Annotated in this window: 18 protein-coding genes and 2 pseudogenes; 3 read left to right on the top strand and 17 right to left on the bottom strand. The window is 62.5% G+C overall.

Translation table 11 applies throughout. The features are described from left to right. Nucleotide 1 precedes the first annotated feature (1 nt). Nucleotides 2–634 carry a class I SAM-dependent methyltransferase gene (locus H4I97_RS21300; RefSeq protein WP_182307735.1) on the top strand — a complete coding sequence of 211 codons (633 nt, stop codon included), beginning with the start codon at nucleotides 2–4 and terminating at the stop codon, nucleotides 632–634. 151 nt (nucleotides 635–785) lie between these two features. On the opposite strand, the gene H4I97_RS21295 is transcribed toward H4I97_RS21300, so the two are convergent. The 10 genes and pseudogenes from H4I97_RS21295 to H4I97_RS21255 form a co-directional block, all read right to left on the bottom strand. After that, nucleotides 786–1,484, bottom strand: coding sequence for an ABC transporter ATP-binding protein (locus H4I97_RS21295; RefSeq protein WP_182307734.1), 699 nt, complete (start codon nucleotides 1,482–1,484; stop codon nucleotides 786–788). Between the two features lie 4 nt (nucleotides 1,485–1,488). Then, on the bottom strand, nucleotides 1,489–2,217 hold the full coding sequence (locus tag H4I97_RS24880) for an ABC transporter permease (protein WP_342344141.1): 729 nt from the start codon (nucleotides 2,215–2,217) through the stop codon (nucleotides 1,489–1,491). Next, on the bottom strand, nucleotides 2,214–2,621 hold the full coding sequence (locus H4I97_RS24875) for an ABC transporter permease (RefSeq protein WP_342344140.1): 408 nt from the start codon (nucleotides 2,619–2,621) through the stop codon (nucleotides 2,214–2,216). The genes H4I97_RS24880 and H4I97_RS24875 overlap by 4 nt, the downstream gene beginning before the upstream one ends. Then, nucleotides 2,618–3,775, bottom strand: a complete 1,158-nt coding sequence (locus tag H4I97_RS21285; protein WP_182307733.1) for an efflux RND transporter periplasmic adaptor subunit — start codon at nucleotides 3,773–3,775, stop codon at nucleotides 2,618–2,620. The genes H4I97_RS24875 and H4I97_RS21285 overlap by 4 nt, the downstream gene beginning before the upstream one ends. Nucleotides 3,776–4,336: 561 nt before the next feature. Continuing rightward, the gene (locus H4I97_RS21280) at nucleotides 4,337–4,693 is read right to left on the bottom strand and encodes a hypothetical protein (protein WP_182307732.1); all 357 of its coding nucleotides are present in this window, start codon (nucleotides 4,691–4,693) and stop codon (nucleotides 4,337–4,339) included. Nucleotides 4,694–4,698: 5 nt separating this feature from the next. Continuing rightward, a pseudogene (gene ctaD / locus H4I97_RS21275) lies at nucleotides 4,699–7,218 on the bottom strand (cytochrome c oxidase subunit I). Then, nucleotides 7,218–8,290, bottom strand: a pseudogene (locus tag H4I97_RS21270) (sodium:calcium antiporter). Before H4I97_RS21270 ends, ctaD begins: the two co-directional pseudogenes overlap by 1 nt. 5 nt (nucleotides 8,291–8,295) lie before the next feature. Next, nucleotides 8,296–9,282 (bottom strand): cytochrome c oxidase subunit II, encoded by a 987-nt coding sequence (locus H4I97_RS21265; RefSeq protein ID WP_182307731.1) that lies wholly within the window; start codon nucleotides 9,280–9,282, stop codon nucleotides 8,296–8,298. Between the two features lie 25 nt (nucleotides 9,283–9,307). Continuing rightward, complete coding sequence (locus H4I97_RS21260; RefSeq protein ID WP_244658814.1) at nucleotides 9,308–10,402, bottom strand: c-type cytochrome; 1,095 nt, start codon at nucleotides 10,400–10,402, stop codon at nucleotides 9,308–9,310. Beyond that, nucleotides 10,399–10,986, bottom strand: a complete 588-nt coding sequence (locus H4I97_RS21255) for a cytochrome c oxidase assembly protein (RefSeq protein ID WP_182307730.1) — start codon at nucleotides 10,984–10,986, stop codon at nucleotides 10,399–10,401. The genes H4I97_RS21260 and H4I97_RS21255 overlap by 4 nt, the downstream gene beginning before the upstream one ends. A 368-nt stretch (nucleotides 10,987–11,354) precedes the next feature. On the opposite strand from H4I97_RS21255, the gene H4I97_RS21250 reads away from it, so the two are divergent. Then, nucleotides 11,355–11,810 carry a DUF2231 domain-containing protein gene (locus H4I97_RS21250; protein WP_244658813.1) on the top strand — a complete coding sequence of 152 codons (456 nt, stop codon included), beginning with the start codon at nucleotides 11,355–11,357 and terminating at the stop codon, nucleotides 11,808–11,810. Next, the gene (locus tag H4I97_RS21245; RefSeq protein WP_182307729.1) at nucleotides 11,803–13,320 is read left to right on the top strand and encodes a PQQ-dependent sugar dehydrogenase; all 1,518 of its coding nucleotides are present in this window, start codon (nucleotides 11,803–11,805) and stop codon (nucleotides 13,318–13,320) included. Before H4I97_RS21250 ends, H4I97_RS21245 begins: the two co-directional genes overlap by 8 nt. Before the next feature lie 18 nt (nucleotides 13,321–13,338). Here H4I97_RS21245 and H4I97_RS21240 read toward each other — a convergent pair whose 3' ends face one another. From H4I97_RS21240 to H4I97_RS21210, 7 genes are read right to left on the bottom strand one after another with little or no spacing between them, the layout of a single operon-like run. Then, nucleotides 13,339–14,238, bottom strand: a complete 900-nt coding sequence (locus tag H4I97_RS21240; protein WP_182307728.1) for an alpha/beta hydrolase — start codon at nucleotides 14,236–14,238, stop codon at nucleotides 13,339–13,341. Next, nucleotides 14,228–15,835, bottom strand: a complete 1,608-nt coding sequence (locus H4I97_RS21235; protein WP_182307727.1) for an ABC transporter ATP-binding protein — start codon at nucleotides 15,833–15,835, stop codon at nucleotides 14,228–14,230. The genes H4I97_RS21240 and H4I97_RS21235 overlap by 11 nt, the downstream gene beginning before the upstream one ends. A gap of 4 nt (nucleotides 15,836–15,839) precedes the next feature. After that, nucleotides 15,840–16,667: an ABC transporter permease gene (locus H4I97_RS21230; RefSeq protein ID WP_182307726.1), complete on the bottom strand. Its 828-nt coding sequence runs from the start codon at nucleotides 16,665–16,667 to the stop codon at nucleotides 15,840–15,842. Between the two features lie 4 nt (nucleotides 16,668–16,671). Continuing rightward, nucleotides 16,672–17,643, bottom strand: a complete 972-nt coding sequence (locus H4I97_RS21225) for an ABC transporter permease (protein ID WP_182307725.1) — start codon at nucleotides 17,641–17,643, stop codon at nucleotides 16,672–16,674. Then, a complete protein-coding gene (locus H4I97_RS21220) occupies nucleotides 17,640–19,094 on the bottom strand; it encodes a carnitine 3-dehydrogenase (protein ID WP_182307724.1) in 1,455 nt (484 codons plus the stop codon). The genes H4I97_RS21225 and H4I97_RS21220 overlap by 4 nt, the downstream gene beginning before the upstream one ends. Then, nucleotides 19,091–20,647, bottom strand: coding sequence for an ABC transporter substrate-binding protein (locus H4I97_RS21215; RefSeq protein WP_182307723.1), 1,557 nt, complete (start codon nucleotides 20,645–20,647; stop codon nucleotides 19,091–19,093). The genes H4I97_RS21220 and H4I97_RS21215 overlap by 4 nt, the downstream gene beginning before the upstream one ends. Before the next feature lie 44 nt (nucleotides 20,648–20,691). Next, nucleotides 20,692–21,579 (bottom strand): beta-keto acid cleavage family enzyme, encoded by an 888-nt coding sequence (locus H4I97_RS21210; protein ID WP_182307722.1) that lies wholly within the window; start codon nucleotides 21,577–21,579, stop codon nucleotides 20,692–20,694. Between the last annotated feature and the right edge of the window lie 75 nt (nucleotides 21,580–21,654).

Below are 21,654 nucleotides of genomic sequence, written 5' to 3'. Positions count from 1 at the left end.
AATGACAAACTCCAAGCAGCAGAAGTTCTGGAACGGGATTGCCGGGCGTTACGCGGCCCGGCCAATCAAGGATGTTGCAGCATACGAGGCTATGCTGGCCGACGTCGCATTGCGTCTCAAACCCTCGGACCGGGTTCTTGAGCTCGGCTGTGGGACTGGGGGAACCGCAATCCGGCTGTCAGACGGCGTCGCCCACTGGTCGGCGACGGACTTCTCTTCGGAAATGATCGAGATCGCCCGAGCCAAGCCCGGGGGCGAAAACGTGAACTTTATCGTCGCCGACGCCCGACATGCTTTCGACGACGGACCATTCGATGCGATATGTGCATTCAACCTGTTGCACCTGGTGGATGATCCGCCAGCCACGCTGGATCGGATCTTCACCAATCTGAAGCCTGGTGGTCTGCTGATCACGAAGACCTGGTGCTTCGCCGATGTGGGATTGAAGCTGCGTGCCCTGTTTACCTTGCTCCGTGCCGTCGGGAAGTTTCCCGTGGCGACATCGCTAACCGTTCCCCAGCTTCGGCAGGCCGTTCTCAATGCTGGCTTCGAGATCGCTGACGAGCGCATATTTGGCAAGTACAGGCAGAACCCATATATCGTTGCCCGCAAGCCGGAGCTGTCCGACCGGTAGCGTCCGCCCGTCCTTGCGCGGGCATCACGACGCAGGAAATCCACCCGACAAGGATGCGACCGTGCTCGGCATCCGAAGGCTGTTGCAAGGGGCGGAGGTCGGCATGGCCGATGTGCTTAGAGCATCCGGGTCGGGCGAGATCCGGTGCGAATCAATCCTGGATCAACTCGCCATCCCTTAGCGAGAAGATACGGTCGAAACGGTCAAAGATCTTCTCATCATGGGTCACTGCGATAATGCAGGCGTCGTTGTCCACGGCGAGCTTGCGCAAGAGATCCATGACGATGCCGGCGCGCTTGGAATCGAGTGCAGCCGTCGGCTCGTCGGCCAAAATGATGCGCGGCTGGTTGGCGAGAGCGCGTGCAATCGCCACGCGTTGCGCCTCCCCGCCCGAGAGCTTCGCCGGCATCGCGTCGCGACGATGCCCGACCTCGAGATAGTCGAGCAGGCGCGCCGCCTCGCGTTGTGCGTCGGCTGGGTCACGGCCGGCCAGTTCCAGCACCAGCGCGACATTGTCAACCGCATTGAGAAAGGGAAGGAGATTGTGGAACTGGAAGATGAAGCCGATCTTGTCGAGCCGAAGCCGTCTCAGGTCGTCCTTCAACCAGCGGCCGTCGAAGACCACATCGCCATCCAGGCTGATCCGCCCGCTTGTCGGCTCCATTATGCAGCCGATCGCATTGAGCAGCGTGGTCTTTCCCGAGCCGGAGGGTCCGAGAAGGGCGACGACCTCGCCGGAACAAATCTTTAGACTGACATTCCGCAGCGCATCGACGCGGGCCTGGCCTTCCCCGAAATGTTTCGAAACATTGTTGACCTCGACGAGGACGTCCCGTTGTTCTTCCTGCATCGTCCTAGCCTCCCAAGGCTGTGGCCGGATCGGCCTTGAGCGCGGCGCGGATTCCGAGACCACTGGCAATGACGCAGACAAAAGCGATGATACCGCCCATGACAAGGGCGTCCGGGACATCGAGAACCACGCGTCTGGGGAAGAAATCCTTGACCATGGACAACATGCCGAGGCCGAAGAACCAGCCGGTGACACCGAGCGCGAGCGATTGTTGCACGATCAGCCACACGATGGTGCGGTCGGGGGCGCCTATGAGTTTCAGGGTGGCGATCTGCTTCAGCTTTTCGATGGTCATCATGTAGATGATCAGCGCGATCACCACCGCCGACACAGCCATGAGGATAGCCATAAAGAGGCCGAGCTGGCGGCGTTGCCGTTCGATGACCGACCGTGTGAGGAGGGTTTCCTCCTGGACCTGCGTCATGCCGGACAGATGCTTCCATCGCCGGACGGACGCCGTGACCTGTTCCGGGTCGGCTCCGGGATGAAGTCGGGCAATTACGGCATTCACGGTGTCCTGGCTTTCACTGACCTCGCCTTTGGCGCGTTTGACGCGCACCGCGGCCGGATCGATCTCGAATTGCAGGGTCTGGGCGTCGAGCAGAGAAATGTAGACAGCGGGATCGCCACCCGAATTAACGTGATTGTGCACAAGGCCAACCACCTGAAAATGGTTGCGTCCCAGGCGAACCCTGTCACCGAGTAACAGGCCTGTACGGGTATCGGCGATCATTTCGAAATGTGTCCGTGTGATCGGCCGGCCGGCGGTGAGATCCTGTGGCCCCCAAGACGTGAGGGCTCGTAGCCTATGATGTAGAGACGGCGGGATGTGCCGTTATACTCGCCGTCGGCATTCTGATAGGTGACGCTGCCTGCATCCGCCACACCCTGAAGACGGGCAACCGCCTCGCGCGTTGAGCCGGGAATGCGAGAGGATTCGGCAAAGGGACCTTTGGTTCCAGCTTCGACGACCCATACGTCGACCTTGGGCGCCCGGGCAATGGTCAACGCATCGATCACCGCGCCGTTGTAAATCCCCATCATGGCGAGAACCACGGCCATGAGGAGGCTCAGTCCAAGGCAGGTCAGCACGAAGCGGAAGAAATTGTGTCGGACGTCGCGGTAAGCAAGGTTCATGGCTTGCCCGGCAATGCTGATGCGGACCGCCCGTCCTTCAGGCCGGGCCCTCGCGAGGTGACGATAGAGGCACCCTCAGGCAGGCCGCCGGTCACCTCGTAACGTGCGTCCTCGGAGCGAGCGCCGAACGACAGGACCTCTTTCCGCAACACACCGTCCTCAATCACCCAGGCTTTGCCAGACGCGCCATCGAACTCGTAGATGGCGTTCTGTGGCACCATCAAGGATTTCGACAGTGTTTTCACGGTGATCCAGACTTCTGCCTGCTCTCCGAGATATGGTTGCGTTGGACAGTCTTCACAGACGATCCAAACCTTGCGCTCCTCGTTAGCGCGGTCGCTTTCGAGGCCGATCCGAGCGATACGTCCTTTTATGACCATGTTCGGAAGCGACCGAAGGCGGATTTCCGCCGGCTGTCCGACCTCGAGCGGGCCGGCCTGTTCTTCATCGACATAGGCGAGGGTCCAGATGCTGCCCGGCTCGATGAGCGTAAAGATTACCTCGCCCGAGCCGATGACCGTTCCCACTTCCCGCTGCCGGTCGATCACCACCGCGTCGTACGGTGCACGCAAGACGTGCTGGTCCAGGATCGTTTCTTCGTAACTCAGCTTGGCTTGGGCATCGGTCAATTGCGCTTCCGACACATTGACCTCGCTCCTTGCAACCGACAAATCCGCTGCGGCAACCTTTTCGTCGCGAAGCGCCTCCTCCGCTTCCTGCCGGGTGGTTGCATTGCGGCTTGCAAGAGACTGCTTGCGGGCGCTGTCATCTCGTCGCTGCGCGTAGACCGCCTCCGCCCGCAACACGTTCGCCTCGGCCTTCAGGACATACATCTCTGCGGCCAAGCGGGTGGCTTTTGCCTGCGCGACGCGCGCTTCCTGTTCCGCCGAATTCAGCTTGGCCAGCAAGGCGCCCTTGGCGACTGTGTCTCCGTGGTCCGCATGAAGCTCGACCAACGTACCCGGAACCTCGAAACCAACCTTCGACAGCACTCTGGCTTCCACCGTTCCGAGACCGAAAACCCTGATCGGAACGGTTTCAGACGGCTGGACGACCTCGACCTTCAAAGGTCGGTTCTGCAGGAAAAGGTACCCGCCCAAGGCGACCATCCCGATCAGGGCTACGCCGAGAGCGAACTTTGAACGAGCTTTCATGCAGGAACTCCGGCGTGGGGCGTGACAGAGACTGGAACACCATCCGGGGATGATGTCGCTTCGGTTGGAAACGTCGGGCTTAGGATCAAACGGAGCCCTTCTATCGCCGTATAGTATTATTACAATATAACTCCTGTCACGTCCCATATCGGCTGTGTCCGACTATTGTTGCACCCGGGGCGCTTCATCGAAGGCGGATCGCGGCCACGTTCATCGGCAACAGCATAATCAGCAATCTTGGCCGCATGCTGCACAGTGGTGATAGCGCGTATGCCGAACCTCAGGCGCACCGCCAGTGATCGTGAATAGGGCCCCACATACATTGTGTCGGGACATGTCTGGGCAGTCGAAGCGAGCGAACACTGAGAGATGCAGCTTTTCCTTCGCCTCACGGCGCGAGAGGTCCGTGCCAGCAACACCGCGACGATCACCGCAGTCGGTGAGCGAAGGCCTGCGGAAGAAGGACCGGTGCCCGGGCGGGGAACTGCAAGACCGCCCTTGCAGGGAGGGTCGGCAATTTTGCCAGTTTGCGGAGCGGGCGAGCTGGTGATCGCAGCAGAGCTAACGCAGTTGCGCGCACACATCGACTTCGAGTGCCGCCCAGCCCGCCCACAGAATGCCGGTCATCGACAGGACGGCAAGCATCCGGGAGAGATTGGACAGGAAGCGGTCGCGGCGCCAGCCCGCGGCAGCGCGGCGCAGAAACGTCGGCTCCCACACGATCACCGCAAGCAGCACGACCACCAGAAGTGTGGCGATGCCGATCGTCCAGGGGACTGCTTGAGGCGAAATGGCAGATGCGCAGGCGAGCGTGTGCGTTCCGTAGGCGAAGGCGAAATGCCCCGCCCACAGGATGGGCCCGGCCAGGATCATCAGCATGGCACGTGTGACGGAGATCTCCTCGACGGGTTCTTTCATGGCCTTCATCCGATCATCCGTGGAAAGCCGTGAACGAGAAGAAGGCCAAGCAGCGACTGGCCAACGGCGTAGTGGTAGAGAAGCCTGTAGTTGTCGAACGTCACGCGACGCCGTCCGTCGAGCTTGCCGGCGAGATGCCGCGCGAGCGTGAACAAGCCCATGATTACGAGGGCAAGCACAAGCTGGCCGAACAGCGCCGCTCCGAGATAGACCGAGGCGGCATAGGCGTTGTCTCCAGGACGCAGACCCGTCGAAACATGGCCAGTGATTTCAAGAACGAGGGCACCGGTCAGACAGATGAGCGACAGAAGCAGCGCCGTGGTCGTCGCAACCCGCGAGGCGGACAGCGTGTCGAGCTTGCGGCTGACGAGCGACACGATCGCGGAACCCGTGACCAGAAATGCAGCCTCTGAGACCGACCACCAGCCTGATGGCGGGAGCGGCGAACCGGCAGGCGCCCAGACCTCGGCGAGACGACCCAGAGAAAAAGGTAGGAAAACACGTAGGCGAGATAGAGTGAGCCCGCGACCAGCATCAGGATGACCATCGCCCACCACGAGTGAGAGGCCGGCCCGGTCATGTAGGTGGGTAGCCGGAGGCCCTTCGCGATCTCGATTTCGCCTTTGGACGGTCCGGGATCGAGACCCCATGCCCAGACAAGGCAGAAGGCAACGGCCAGCACACCGCAAAGAGTAGCGATCGTCACGAGCTTGACGGTCAGCAACAGGAAGAAGGCGGCCGTGAAGACGGCGGCGAGGAAGGGCGGCCATCCAGGGCCCGGCATCTGGACGACATATTGCGGCCGAGCGTAGATCGGGGAGGTTACCAGCGTCTCGCGTCCGCCGGTCGGCGCGTTCGGAAGGTAATGTTGTCCGCCGCGCACTTCCTGCGAGAGGCCCGGCTGATCCCAGAGGGGTTCCCGGCTGGTGACGTGCGGGATGCTGCGCATGGAGTAGACGTCGTTGGGAAGCCATTCGAGCGTGCCCGCCCCCACGGATTCTCGACCTCCCCTTTTCCGAGGCGGAATTTGGCGGCGAAATCGAAGAGAAACAGAAGAACGCCGGCGGCCAGCACATATGTGCCCACGGTCGAGACCGTGTTCAGCATGTCCCACCCGATTACCGAGGGATAGGTCCAGACGCGCCTCGGCATGCCCCTCAGTCCTGTAAGATGCATCGGCACGAAGGCGACATTGAAGCCGATGAACATCAGCCAGAAGACCCAGCGCCCACGCCGCTCCGAGAGCATCTTCCGGCTGAACAGCGGCGTCCAGTAGTAGATGGCGGCAAACAGCGGGAAGACGAACCCGCCGACAAGCACATAGTGGAAGTGCGCGACCACGAAATAGGTGTCGTGGACCTGATAGTCGAACGGCACCATGGCCACCATCACGCCGGTAAGCCCGCCGAGCGTGAAGATGAACAGGAAGCCGAGGAGGAAGAGCGACGCCGTCGTGATGCGGAACCGCTGCCGCCCGGCGGCGATCGTCGCAATCCAGGAGAAGACCTGGATGCCGGAGGGAACGGCAACAGCCATGCTGGCGGCGGAGAAGAAGGCAAGGCTGAGTGCCGGGATACCGGTCGTGAACATGTGGTGGACCCACAGACCGAAGCTGAAGAAGCCGGTCCCGATCAGCGCGACGACGATGAGGTGATAGCCGACGAGCGGCGTACGAGCCATGGTCGGGACGATCATCGAGACCAGACCGGCGGCCGGAAGGAAGATGATATAGACCTCCGGATGCCCGAAGAACCAGAAGAGGTGCTGCCACAGCAAGGGATCGCCGCCGAGCGCCGCGGTGAAGAACGGCCATCCAAACGCCCGCTCTATCTCCAGCATCATCGTCGCGAGGATCACGGCCGGAAAGGCAAACATGATCATGCCAGCGAAGATAAGCATGGTCCATGCAAAGATCGGCATCCGTGCAAGCGTCATTCCGGGTGGCCGCGTCCTCATTATTCCGACGACGATTTCGATCGCCCCTGCGATGGCGGAAATCTCGATGAAGCCGATACCGAGCAGCCAGAAGTCGGCATTGTCGCCTGGCGAATATGCCATAAGCGTCAGCGGTGGATACATGAACCAGCCGCCCTTGGGGCGAGGTCGTAGAAGATCGTCGAAAAGAACACCAGCCCGCCGACCACGTAGGCCCATATGGCGAAGGCGCTGAGACGCGGAAACGGCAGGTCGCGGGCTGCCAGCATCTGCGGCAACAGCATGACGCCGAGTGCCTCCACGGCCGGAACGGCGAACAGGAACATCATCGTCGTGCCGTGGACCGTGAACATCTGATTGTAGAGATCCTGGTCGACGAGGCGGTTGTCGCCGACGGCGAGCTGGGTCCGCATGATGAGCGCGAGCACCCCGGCAAGCAGGAAGAAGAAGAACGCGACGCCGAGATAGAGAAGGCCGATGACCGAATTGTTGACCGCCGTCACCAGCCGGAAGCCACGGGGCGTCGCCCAGATGCGCTCGAGCTCACGAACTTCCTCTTCAGGCCTTGGATCGGGATTGGGAAGCTCCATTATCCGCCTCCACCGCTGCCGTCGCGCAGGAAATAGAGGACGACTAGTCCCGCGAGATAAACACAAAGGACGGCGAAGGAATCATAGCCCATCCGGAAGATCGTCCGGTCTCTTCGCTCCACCAACCCGATGAAGAAGATCGCCGTGACGGTGATTGCGATGATCGCGGCGAAAGTCTCGAAGCGTCCGGCGCTGTTCATCACGGCATCGGCTCCTCCGGCAAGGTCGACAATGAAGAGAAGGAAGATGTCGATCAGGTTCGTGCCGAAGATATCCGACATCGCCATGGTGTAGAGCCCGGCCCGTGTTGCGCTGAACACGGTGCTCACTTCCGGCAGCGAAGTCGCGATCGCCACGAGCACCGCCCCGACGAAGCTTTGGCCGAGGCCCGTTGCGTCTGCAATGGCGTCGCCGGAACGGGAAAGCAGATAGCCGGCGACAACGATGACAGCGCCACAGGCGGCGGTCGCGAGGCCGATCTGACGCAACGACCTCGAGCTGTTGGCTTCAGCCTCCCGCCCTGCCCTTTCCTCTTCCTTCTCGGGGTCACGTCCTTGTCGTTTGCGACCCAGGGCCGGTCGCGCTTCGTGCGCGACAGCACCCATAGGGCCAGGACTGTCACGGACGCGAGCAGCCACATCCACAGACCCGAAAACAGGAAAGGTATGTCGCCGACCACGACCGCTGCGGCAACGATCGACAGGAGGAGGATCTTGAAGCCGCCCTGCAACATGACGACGGGATCGGGAATGACCGATGTCAGCGCCCGCCGGCCGATCAGCATGTCGGCAAATGCAAGAATGGCCACCTGCATGGCGATGCCGCCGAGAATGCTGTTGACGGCCAGGCTGGCATCACCGCTGATCGACGAGGTGACGCCGACGGCGACCTCCGGGAGTGAGGTAATCCCGCCCAGAAGCACCACGCCGATGAAGGCCTGACCCGCACCCGTCTTCTCGCTGATCGCGCTGGCGTAACCGGTGATCCTGACACCGGCCATCCAGACGGCGACCGCCGCTCCGGCGAAGATGGCCAGATTGATTGACAATCCGAGGCTGCTGAATTCGAACATCGCCGTCACCTCAATTCATCCAGGTAAGTGGCAAGCTGCCGGAGTTCGTCGTCGGTGAAGATCTCGTAAGGTGGCATCCGGTTTTCCGGCTTCAGGTGCTGGCCGTCGCGAATCCAGCGAACGAAGGCAGGAACATCGTTTTCGAGGGTTGCAGCGGCGAGCGAGCGGCGAGCACCGACATGCGTCAGGTCGGGTCCGATAGTTCCGCGCGCATTCGTGCCGCGGATGGCGTGACATGCGGCACAGCCGGTTGAAAGGAAGAGCGCCCGCCCGGTTGCATGGTCCTGATCGGTCGGCGCAGCATCACCGGCTTCCCGTTTCAGCCAGATTGCGAACTCGTCCTCGGGCATGGCGATGACATAGAACGACATCAATGCATGCGGGCCGCCGCAATATTCGGCACACTGGCCGCGACTAACCCCGGGTTTCGTCGGGTAAAGTGTCAGGACGTTCGTCCGGCCCGGAATCATGTCGAGTTTGCCGGCGAGCCGCGGCACCCAGAAACTATGGATCACATCTGCAGATGTGAGTTCGACCTCGACCGGGCGGCCGACCGGCAAACGAATCTCGTTCGCGCTCTCGGTGCGACGGCCGGTCTCGTCGACATAGGTGACCCGCCACCACCATTGTTCCCCGACGACCTCGATCCGCAGGCCGTGCTGGCGCGCGGTCGGAGAACCGAGGGACATCAGATAGAAGCCATAGCCGAGCAGCAAGGTCAGTGCGGTGATCGGGAATATGATCCCGGCGCCGACAACGAGCTTCTCTCCGGCAAGGCGCGCACGCCACCGCTCGCGTCCGAAGATCGCGACCGTCGCCGTCAGCAGGACAGCAACGAAGACGACCGTGGAGAAAACGATCAGCAGCCAGGTAAGGAAACCGATGCGCTCAGCCTCGTCTCCCGACGGGTCGAGCGCCGATTGCACGCCGGCGCATCCCTGCAGGAGGAACGCGGCGGCGAGCAAACCGGCAAGGCAGGAAGACGCCTTCATCGCTCGGCCTCCACGACCGGTGGGCTCACAATGGTGCCCGGCGGCAGCGAGGAAAGATAGGCGGCGGCGGCATCGATTTGATCTGCGTCGAGGTTTGTTGCAACGGCCGCCATGATCCGCCCGTAGGGGGTGCCAACCCGCCCCCGCGTTGCCAGAGCTTCAGCTGGTCTCTGATATAGTCTGTGTGCTGACCCGCAAGTACGGGGAATTGCGGCGACTGTCGCCCGGAATGGCAGCTGAGGCAGGCGGGCACGCCGCTCTCCGGCACACCGAGTGTTGCGATTGCCTCACCGCGGCCGACGCGCCCGGGCGCTGCCGCCGTCGCGGCCTGACGCTCGGGCGGCGATCCAAGTGCCGAGTACCGGGCCGCCAGGTCACGCATGGCGCGCTCGTCCAGGCGGTCTGCGATCGGCTGCATCACACCGCTTGGGCGGCTGCCGCGCGCATAGTCCTGGAGGCTGCGGAGGATGTAGGCTTCCGACAGGCCGGAAAGCCGGGGAATCCGGTCGCCGTTGGTATCGCTCCCACCGGTTTCATGGCATCGCCCGCATTCCTTCGCGGTACTGCCGATCTGGCCGGCGTCGCCGGAGTCGTCGCGACCACGCGAGAGACCGGCCATGTCCGGATAGTCTGCAGTTCGAGTGGGAAGATCCACCAGGAATGCGGTCACCCCCCAGACCTCATCTTCCCGCCGAAGGTCTGGCCAGGCCGGCATGCCGGTGTATTTGAGCCCGTGTTTGACGATCCAGAAGATTTCCTCCGGTGGACGGCGCTTGCCGACCTCGGCAAGGTCCGGCGGCGGTGGAAGCATGCCCTGCATGACAGGATTTGTTTTCTGCCCGGGACGGCCATGGCAGGACACGCACGCTGTCTCGAAATGGGATGCCCCGAGCCTGACCATGCCTTCGTCGTCGAGTGGCGGGACATCGGTCGCGATCGTCCGGGTATCGATCGAGCGTTCGCGGACCTGCGCCAGAAGCCAGGTTGTGATCCGCAAATGATCACTCGAAGCGGCGACGTTGTAGATACCGGACCAGACGAATATGGCACCCAAAGCCACAAGCAGGGCAAGCATGGCGCCGACGATCCTGACCGTGCGTGCGGGCGGCAGGTCTCTCACGTCCACCCTTCTGTGCCAAGCTTCGGCACAGCCCCTGCCCCACTCTCCCCCATTGCGCGCAGCCAGTGGGCTGCAATCACCAGGCCGGCAACGATATAGGTTATCGGGCACGCGGCCAGCATGACGAGGCCGGCGAGCTGCTGGTCGGCGAGCGCAGCGTCCATCGTCGGGGTTCCGTGGGTGACGTGAGACGCCATGATCCCGGGGTAGAGCGCGCGTGGCGCGAACACCAGGAGAACGGCGAGCAGGCAGTAGATCTTGCTCGTTACGAGGAGTGCGACGATCGGCTGCCAGGCCCGCGCGCCCCGGCAGTCCAGCACGGCCGTCCAGAACAGCAATGCTGTCGCAAACAGGCTGCCATACATCAGGAGGTGGAGCGCGGGCGATACCATTGCCAGATCGAGGACGGCCGGCGCATGCCATATCCAGAGAGCCGCGAGCTGCAGGAACGTCGCCGCCCCGAGCGATCCTCCATTGCCGACGCGCCAGCTGCGATCCCGGCGAGACACCGCGAAAGCGGCCAGCGGGGCGACGAAGTTCATCAACAGGATGTGAACGATCATGTGGGTCATAAACGGGCCCATCTGTCTCCCCTGTCCTCCGGACCGCGGCAAGCGATCCGGTTCCGTTTGCGGTCGCAAGCTGCCGGAATTCTGTCTTTCCGACGGCAGCACGCTCCGGCGACTTTGCGGCCACGCCGTCAACTGCCGAGCTTCGTCGTGAACGGAGAACTGTCGCGCTCGAGGTTGGTTCCCGCGGGCCGCAGAGAGATCGACGCGAGGCACCATGCGGCGTTACGCATTCCCGGCACGGAACAAATGCCACTCACCCCGGTTTCGTGATCAATGCCAGGTTGGGGCGGGCGACCGCAAGCAACCGCCCGTGGTCGCTGCTTCGGCGTGCAGAGCCGGCTTCATTATGCGTATTTGACCGACAGTACGAGGAGGCTTTGATGACCCCTATTCCCGGATCCCCCCGCGCGATGATGGCGACGATGCCGGTTCATAGCCTGCTGGTGCCGTTTCCGCTCGTCTGCTTTACGCTCGCGCTACTGACCGACATCACCTATTGGCAGACAGCGCACCTCATGTGGCAGAACTTCTCCGATTGGCTGCTCTTTGCCGGAATCACGATGGGGGTGATAGCCGGCGTGGTCGGCGCGGTGGAGTTTTTCGTGCGACCGCACGGACACGCACCAGGGATAATCTGGCTGCACATCGTCGGTTACCTGCTCGTTCTCGCGCTCGCATTTGCCAACAACCTGGTCCACGCCGCCGATGGGTGGCCGGCCGTCGTGCCCTATGGGCTGGTCCTCTCGGCGGCAACAGTCATCCTGATGTTTCTGCTCGCGATCCTGGGCCGCATTAGACTCTATCGAACCTATGTCGGAGTGGAAGACTATGACTAGTCCCGCCTATACCCGCGGAGGGGCGCTCGCCGGAACCGCGCTCATTCTTCTCCTGCTCACCGGGTGTGGAGAGGATGCTTCGGACTTCGATGTGTCCCAGCAGATCGGCCCGGATCCGGTGTTGCCGGAGCCCGCCCCCGGGCTCATGCCGGACATGAAGGTCGCCAAGGTCGTCGGCTGGAAGAAGGACGAAACGCCGGTCGTACCGGAGGGGCTGGTCATCACGCCCTATGCGAAGGACCTCGCCAACCCGCGCAGCGTACACACCCTGCCGAACGGTGACGTGCTCGTGATCCAGTCCCGCCAGCCCTCCGGCAAGCCGCTCGAGCGGCCCAAGGACCTGATCCGCGGCTGGATCATGTCGATTGCCCATGGCGGCGGTGTCGGTCCGAACAAGGAAAGCAATCTCGTTACGCTGCTTCGCGACACCAATCGCGACGGGACGGTCGACGAACGGTACGATCTCCTGACCGGCCTCAACTCTCCCTTCGGTGTCGCATGGCACGACGGAACGCTCTATGTGGCCGCGACCGACGCAATCCTCGCCTATCCCTATCAGCTCGGACAGACGGAAATCACCGCCGCACCGCGGGTGTTGACACCCCTTCCGGATGGGCCGATCGATCACCATTGGACGAAGGACCTCGCCCTCAGCCCGGACGGGCAATCCCTTTACGCCTCCGTCGGCTCGAATTCGAACGTCGGCGAGCGCGGAATGGAGGCCGAAAAGGGCCGTGCTGCAATCTGGAAGGTGGATTTGGCGACGGGTGCCGCCCGGGTGTTCGCCTCCGGCCTGCGCAACCCGAACGGCCTCAACTTCCATCCGGAAACCGGGGCACTCTGGGCGGTCGTCAACGAGCGTGACGAACTGGGTCCGAACCTCGTCCCCGACTACATGACGTCGGTGAAGGACGGCGCCTTCTATGGCTGGCCGTGGAGCTATTACGGCGCACATGTCGACGAGCGGGTTCATCCCGTGCGCGCCGACATGGTCGAGAAGGCGATCCCCCCAGACTATGCGCTTTCCAGCCATGTCGCCCCCCTGGGGATGGTCTTTTCCAATGCTTCTGCCCTACCGGAGCCATTCGCCAACGGGGCTCTCATCGGCGAGCACGGGAGTTGGAACCGCAATGCCTTCGCCGGCTACAAGGTGGTCTACGTTCCGTTCGAGAACGGCAAACCCTCCGGCAAGAAACAGGATGTCGTCATCGGCTTCGTTCACGGCGACGAAGCGCGTGGCAGGCCGGTCGGGCTGGCGATCGACGGCACGGGTGCCCTTCTCATCGCCGACGATGCGGGAAACACCGTCTGGCGTGTGGCCAGCGCGGACGGCAAGGTGACGGCAGGCCCCGTCGGCTCCGATGGGCAGCGGGCCGCCACGACAGCCACCCCGGCAAATCCTGCAACCGCGCCGGAGGGGAGCGCAACCAGCGAAACCGGCGCCACAAGCCCACCAGCACCGTCACAAACAGAAACTGCACCGGCGGTACTGCCGAAGGCGAACCCGTAAACGACAGGTTCGACATTGCTACAGGGTGACGTTTCGTGTCTCCCCGGACACAGCAAACCCGCTGATTGCCGCGATGATGGCGTGAAAACTGCGACGGGCCCGGTCACTCGTGGTCCGCGCACGCAGATAGCCGTGCGGCAGTTGGGGTTCGTTGCGCCAGCTCGCCGACACCCGAGCCGCGGAAAGCCGTTCGGCATAGGCCTTGCCGTCATCGCGCAGAGGATCGACGTCCGCCGTTACGATGAAGGCAGGGGCGAGCCCGGACAGATCGGGGGCCGAAAGAGGCCGCGCGAGCGGATCGGTCACCAGCGCGCCGCCGTAGAGAAGTCTTTGGTAGGCAAGCACGTCGCTTGTGCGCAGCAATGGCGCTTCGGCGTTCTCCTGATACGACAGCGCGTTACCCCCGCCGCCAAGCCCCGGATAGATCAGCACCTGGCCAAGCGGTTGCCGCTTGTCCTTCTGCGAAAGACAAAGTGCTGCGGCCAGCATGCCGCCGGCGCTGTCGCCGACCACGACGGCGGGCCGGTCGAGCGCCCGCCAGACCGCTTCCACGTCAAGGATCTGGGCGGGCCAGAGATGTTCAGGCGCAAGGCGGTAGTCGACGGAGACGACCTGCAAGCCGACTGCATCGGCGATTTCCGCGCAGACATCGTCGTGGCTGTCGAGCCCGCCGACGACAAAGCCGCCGCCATGCAGATAAAGAACTGAGACGCGCGTCTCGGAGCCATAAAACCTGCACGGCACGTCCCCGACCAGGCGGTCCGTAACAATCATGCCGTCCGGGCGGGGTGCACGGAAGCGCGCGCACATGGCATCGTAGTAGGCGCGGTTTTCAGCCGCGCTCGCAGTGTTCGCGTCCGGCGGATAGCTGGCTTCTGTCCTCGCGATGAAGGCCAGGACCTCGGCATCATCGATCACGATGCATCCCCTCGATGTGGAGCTTCAACCAATCCGGGTCCATCTGCGGGACTGAGGCGAGCAATTGACGGGTGTAATCGTGACGCGGCGGATCCATGACCTCCCTCTTGCTCCCCTTGTCCTGCACGGTCCCGCCCTTCATCACCACCACCTCGTCGGCAATGGCGCGCACAGTATCGATGTCGTGCGTGATGAACATGTATGAGACGCCGGTTTCATCCTGAAGGCCGCTAAGCAGGCGCAAAATCCCCTCGGCCACGAGCTGGTCGAGCGCGCTCGTCACTTCGTCACAAATGATGATTTCGGGGTTGGCCGCCAATGCCCGGGCGATTCCGATGCGCTGTTTCTGTCCGCCCGACAATTCGCCAGGTCGCCGATCGAGAAACAAACTTGGTTGAAGTTCGATCTGCTCCATCAATTCGAACAGGCGTCGTTCACGTGCCTCTCCCTTGAGCCCGAGGTAGAATTGCAGCGGGCGGGACAGAATCTGGCGAATGGTCTGGCGCGGGTTCAAGGCCGTATCGGCCATCTGATAGATCATCTGGATCTTGCGCAATTGCTCACGCGACCGCTGGGTGAGGCTCGGCGGTAGCACCTCCCCATTCAGCGATATCGCGCCGGTACGCGGCGGCAGCAGGCCGGTCACGACACGGGCCGCGGTCGATTTTCCGGAACCGGACTCCCCGACGACCGCCACCGTTGCACCGCGGGGAATTTCAAAATCAACGTCGCGCAGAACGTCGAGCCGGCCATAGCCCGCCGTCACGTTGCTGATGCTGATTACCGGCGCTTCGGTTTTCTTAAGGCGACGTTCGGGGCGCCTGAATTCGCGCACCGCCCAAAGCGAGCGGGTATAGTCCTCCCTCGGCGTCTCCATGATCTGCCGGGTCGGAGCCTCCTCCACCTCTCGCCCATGGCGCATGACCTTGATGCGGTCGGCCATCTGAGCGACGACAGCCAGATCGTGCGTGATGTAGATTGCCGCAGTGCCGGACGTCTCCACGACCTCCCGGATGGCGGTCAGAACGCCGATCTGGGTCGTAACGTCGAGGGCCGTGGTCGGTTCGTCGAAAACGATCAGATCGGGCTTGCAGGCCATGGCCATCGCGACCATTGCACGCTGCAGCTGACCACCCGAGACCTGGTGCGGAAATCGAAGGCCGAAATTTGCAGGATCGGGCAACAGCATGCTGGCATAGAGCTGGCGGGCGAAAATTTCTGCATCTGACCGGCTGGCCGTGCCGTGGATCGCCGGGCCCTCACAAAATTGATCGAGGAGCCGCCAGGCCGGGTTGAAGCTGGCGGCTGCCGATTGGGCGACATAGGCGACGCGCCGTCCGCGATAGGCCGATCTTTCCCTCTCCGACAGGCGTAGAAGATCCACACCCTCGAAGAGGACGCAGCCGCCGGAGAAGCGAAGGCCTGCCTGCACGAAACCCATCGCGGCAAGCCCGAGGGTGGATTTGCCCGCACCGGATTCGCCGACGAGCCCGACGACTTCACCACGTCCGATGGCGAGGTCGACGCCATGCAGGATCGGAGACCACCCGGTCTCCCCCTTCGCCTCGACCTTCAGGTTCTCGATCTTCAATAACATGGCGTCAGTCCTTCAGCCCTGAGGCACGGTGCAACATCCAGTCCACGACGAAATTGATCGCGACGGTCAAGATTGCGATGCAGGCGGCAGGCAGGAGGGGCGTAATGTCGCCGAAAGTGATGAGCGCGGCATTGTCCCGCACCATGGCACCCCAGTCAGCCATCGGCGGCGGCAGGCCAAGGCCCAGGAAAGCGAGCGCCGAAATCGTCAGGAAGACGAAACAGAAGCGCAAGCCGAATTCGGCGACCAGTGGCGCGGTGATGTTGGGAAGAACCTCCCGCAAGATGATCCAGGCCGTGCCATCACCGCGCAGCTTCGCCGCCTCGACATAGTCCATCACCATGACGTTCGCGGCCGTCGCGCGGGCCAGGCGAAAGACGCGCGTGGCATCGAGGATTGCGACGATCAGGATCAGGTTGACGATCCCCGGACCGACCGCCGACAGGGCCAGCAAGGTGAGGATCAGCGGTGGAACGGCCATCATCACATCGATAAGACGCGACAGGGCGAGATCGAACCACCCGCCGAGGGCAGCGGCAAGAAGCCCGGTCACGGCACCGAGCGAAAAGGCGAGGACCGTTGTGACCATGGCGATCCCTACAGTGTTGCGCGCGCCCCAGACGAGACGCGAGAACATGTCACGGCCGAGCGCGTCGGTGCCGAGCGGATAGACTGCGCTCCAGGGCTCGAATTGCGCGCCGACGATCTCGGCCTCGCCGTGCGGCGCGATTAACGACGCAAAGGCGGCGACGAGAATGTAGCCGATCACGATGATGAGGCCGATGAAGGCGCCTGCGGGCATGGTTCTGATGGTCCGCGTGAGGTTTGCCATGACGTTACCTCGGATGCAGCAGGCGCGGATTGGTGGCGATTGCCAGCACATCGGCCAAGAGATTGAGAAGGATATAGACGCAGGCAAAGATGAGGGCGCAGGCCTGCACCACAGGCATGTCGCGATTGGTGACACTGTCGACCATCAATTGCCCCAGGCCGGGATAGACGAAGACGACCTCGACGATGACGACGCCGGTAATCAGCCAGGCAATGTTGATCGCAATGACATTGGAGATCGGGGCAAGGGCATTGGGCAATGCATGCCTGGTGATGGTGCGCCAGCGCGAGGCACCCTTGAGACGTGCCATCGTGATGTACGGTTCCGCCAGCACGTTCAGCACCGCCGCCCGCGTCATGCGCATCATGTGCGCAGTGACGACGAGGACCAGTGTCAGGGCCGGCAGCAGGGCGCGGCGCAGCATATCGACGAGGTCGGGCGCAGCACCGGGATCGGCAATCGACGGGAGCCATCCCATATAGACCGAAAGCCAGAACATCAGAATATAGGCGATGAAGAACTCAGGAAACGAGATCGCCGACAGAGTAAGCGTGTTGGCCAGTCTGTCGAACCAGCTTCCACGCCATAGCGCCGTCAGAAGGCCGAGGACGACGGCCAGCGGTATTGCGATGGCCGCCGCGTAGGCGGCCAGAAACAGCGTGTTGCCAAGACGCGCAGCAAGCAGCTCCGATACTGGCCGACCGTTTGCGAGCGAGCGGCCGAAATCGCCGGTGAAAACACCGCCGATCCAGGCCAGGTAACGAAGCGCCAAGGGTTGGTCGAGGCCAAGCTCGCGCCGGAACGCGGCAATCGTTTCCGGCGTTGCCGATTGCCCCAGGACCTGCTGGGCGATGTCGCCGGGCAGCAGGCTGACGGCAAGAAAGATCAGGACGGAGATGACGAGCAGAGTGAACAGGCCGAGACCCAGGCGCACGGCCATCATGCGCAGAATGGGCCGCCTTCCCCCGCTTTTCATGCCGATGCCTCCTTCAGCCTCACGGCGCGTATGCCGATGCCCGCGTGATCGGGATGGGGCGCGCGATCCTGTGCGATGATCGCTTCTAGCGCGCGCATCAGCGCTGCCGGCATTGCCACGGTGCGGTTTGCCCCGGTGTCGACATGGAGAAGCATATGCTCTCCCGTCGCGACTGTCTCTCCACGGTCGTCCAGGATCGCATGGTGGAGGCGCAGCCGCTTCTCGTCATAACCGAGAAGTCGCGTTTCCACGATCAGCCGCGTTCCTCCCCTCACTTCCGCCAGATGGCGGATATGCGTTTCGACCGTGTAGGCGGAATGACCGCCGGCACGATATTCCGCGTCGAGCCCCATATGGATGAGGAATGCATCGGTGGCGTCGCCCAGGACCTGAAGATAGCGGAACTCGGTCATGTGTCCGTTGTAGTCCAGCCAGCCGCCGGTCACGTGTGCTTCGTGCAGGCGGAGTGGGTAGCCCGTAACTTTCTTGCCCTCCCGCGCGTAGAAGCGGTTTTCCATAGTGCTGACGGTCTTTCCGACGCCCCAGTCATTGGCCTTCAGCGCGTGGAAGATGCCGATCAGGTTGGTATCGCGGATACGCTCCAGCTCGCGGACGGAATGGGCACCCGATTGCAGGTCGGATTGTGCCGCGATGCGGTCGACGAGTTCATCATCAAGGTCCGGCACATCCATGAGCTTGGTCCAGGGCCACTTGAGCGCCGGGCCGAACTGGCTGAGGAAATGGCGCATGCCGGCCTCACCGCCGGCGATGCGATAGGTCTCGAAGAGGCCCATCTGGGCCCAGCGCAGGCCGAAACCGTAGCGGATGATGTCATCGATCTCCTGGGTTGTGGCGATGCCGTCCTTGATCAGCCACAGAGCTTCGCGCCAGACGGCCTCCAGCAGTCGGTCGCCGATATGGGCATCGATTTCCCGGGCGATCTGGACCGGCTTCATGCCGACGGATTCCAGGAGTGCCGACGCCCTTTGTGCAGCGTCGCCGCCGCCGACCACTTCCACCACCGGCAGAAGATAGACGGGATTGAAGGGATGCGCGACAAGGATGCGCTCGGGGTGTGTGGCTCCCTCGCGCAATTCGGACGGCTTGAACCCTGACGTGGACGAGGCGAGGATCGCCTGCGGCGATGCCGCAGCTTCGATCTCGACAATGATCCGATGCTTGAGATCCAGTCGTTCGGGGACGCTTTCCTGGATGTAGTCCGCACCGGAAACCGCCTCGGCGATCGACGCCGCCCAGCTTATCGTGCCGGGCGATGGTAGCGGCGCCTGGTAGAGCCGTTGCCAGGCGTCGCCTGCATTGGCCATCACCTCTGAAACGATGCGTCTGGCCTCGGGATGGGGGTCGAAGACCGCGACGTCATGACCAGCAAGGATGAAGCGTGCGATCCAGCCGCCGCCTATGACGCCGCCGCCAATTGCTGCGATCTTCATGCCTGCCACCACCGTTCCACGATCTTCCAGCCATCGAAGAAGCGGTTGTTGGCGACGGGGCCATGGGCAACCTTGTCGTTGGAGACGTCGATATAATTGACGAAGATCGGGATGATCGTCCCGCCGTCCTCGCTAACCAGCCCCTGCATCTCATGGTACATTTCCGAGCGCAGTTGTTCATCGAGTGTCGTGCGGGCCTTGACCAGAAGCGAATTGAATCGCTCGTTGTCCCAGTGGCTTTCATTCCAGTCGACAGCCTTGGCGTAGACAAGGCTGAACATATCGTCCTCGGTGGGGCGCCCGTTCCAGTAACTGACGCAGAAGGGTTTCTTGAGCCAGACATTCGACCAGTAGCCGTCATCGGGCTCGCGCTTGATGCCGAGGTCGATCCCGGCCGCCTTCGCCGACTGCTGGAACAATTGCACCATGGCGAGCGATCCGACGGAAGCTGCGTCCGAGGCGGCAATCTCAACCTTCAGCGCCTCCATACCGGCCTTCTTGAGGTAGTGCTTCGCCTTGTCGGGATCGTATGCATGTTGGGGAAGGTCAGCGGCATAGTAACGGTTGGCGGGTGCAATGGGACTGTCATTCGCGATCTGTCCATGTCCATGCAGAACCTTTTCGAGCACTTCCTTGCGGTCGATGGCGTATTTGAGCGCAAGGCGGACATTCGGGTCGTTGAAAGGGGCGACGTCGCAGAACATTGGCATGGCGTAATGTGCGGTGCCGGTTACCTCCGTTGCCTGAATCCCGGGGCGACGCAGGAGCAGCGGAAGGGTCGCCAGATCCGGTGAGTTGATCACATCAACTTCGCCCGTCATCAGAGCGTTCTGGCGCGCCGTAGCATCGTTGATGGTCGACAGAACGGCTTCGTCGAACCAGGCGCGATCCGACTTCCAGTAATCGTCGCGGCGCTTCAGCGTGATACGAACGCCCGGTTCGAAATCCGCCAGCACATAGCCGCCGGTGCCGAGTTTCGACTGCCAGTCCAGCGTGCCGTCGTCATTGGCTGGCATGATGACAAAATGGTAGTCGGATGTCAGGTAGGCAAAATCTGCGTTGCCGGATTTCAGCTCGAAGATGACCACGTGGTCGCCATCGGCGCGTATGTCCGCCAATTGCTCGAGAGAGCCCTTCGCGCCCGACTTCGTGTCCTTGCCGCGATGGTGGTTGAACGAGGCGATGACGTCCTTTGCGGTCAGCTTGCGGCCATCGGAGAATGTCGCCGTCTGACGGAGCTTGAAGGTCCAGACGCGCGCTTGCGCATCGGGTTCGAAGCTTTCAGCCAGTTCCGGCACCGCTTTGCCTTCGGCATCGATCTCGACGAGATTGTTGCAGACCGCGAGCATCGCGGTCACGACCGGACCGGCTGCAAAGGTGGCGGGGTCGAGCGTGTCGGACGTTGCACCACCGAGATGGCCGATGCGCAAGGTGCCCCCGCGTTTCGGCTCCGCAGCTCTGGCTCCGCGCGGCAGGATCAGCCCGGCGGCAGCGAGACCTGCAGCCCCCGCCAGAAGGCTGCGACGCGTCATATCGAATAGTGCTGTGCTCATTTCAACTGTTCCTCTCTTTATGATTGTTGTCGTTGAGATGCCGACTACCGCCGGCGCAGTCTAAGTTTTTCGCGGACCTCCTGTGGCCCGAGGATGCGGCAACCCATTGTCGTGAGGATGGTTGCCGCGCGCTCGACCAGATCGCCGTTGCGCGCAAGCACGCCCTTCTCCAGCCAGATATTGTCCTCCAGCCCGACACGGACGTGGCCGCCGGCCAGTGCGGCCTGTGCGACATAGGGCAGTTGCATGCGCCCGATGGAGAACATCGAATAGGTCCAGCCGCGGGGGATGTTGTTGACCATCGCCATCAGGCTGTTCAAATCCGCCGGAGCGCCGTAGGGAATGCCCATGCAGAGCTGGATCATCACCGGATCGTCGATCAGGCCCTCGTCGACGAGGGCCTTCGCGAGCCAGAGATGGCCGGTATCGAAGACCTCGATCTCCGGACGCACGCCGGCAGCCTGGATGCGCTTGGCCATAGCCCGCAAAGTGCCGGGCGTGTTGGTCATCACGTAGTCTGCTTCCGCGAAATTCATCGTGCCGCAATCGAGCGTGCAGATTTCAGGGAGCAATTCCTCGACATGGATAAGTCGCTCGGTGGCCCCGACCAGATCGGACTGGGGGGAGAGAGGCAGCGGCGCTTCCGCCGAGCCAAGAACGATATCGCCGCCCATGCCTGCAGTGAGGTTCAGGACGACGTCGGTGTCTGCGGCCCGCACGCGCTCCACGACTTCACGGTAAAGGGCAGGGTCGCGTGCCGGTGCACCTGTCTTGGGATCGCGGACATGGACATGCGCAATGGCTGCACCCGCCTTGGCAGCCTCGATACAGGCGTCGGCGATCTGAGCGGGCGTAATCGGTACGAAGTGCGATTTGGTGTGGCTCTGTCCAGAGCCGGTGACAGCGCAGGTTATGAAGACGTCGCGATTCATGAAAAACTCCGGGGGGCGGTCAAATTCCACGGGAGTGTGACAGCAATTTTTCCCTCGCGATGTGCATAGAACGCG

It is taken from the genome of Ciceribacter thiooxidans, assembly GCF_014126615.1.
Lineage (GTDB): Bacteria > Pseudomonadota > Alphaproteobacteria > Rhizobiales > Rhizobiaceae > Allorhizobium > Allorhizobium thiooxidans.
The sequence above is the reverse complement of the archived record's forward strand: the minus strand, read 5'-3'. Positions and strand labels throughout refer to the sequence as shown.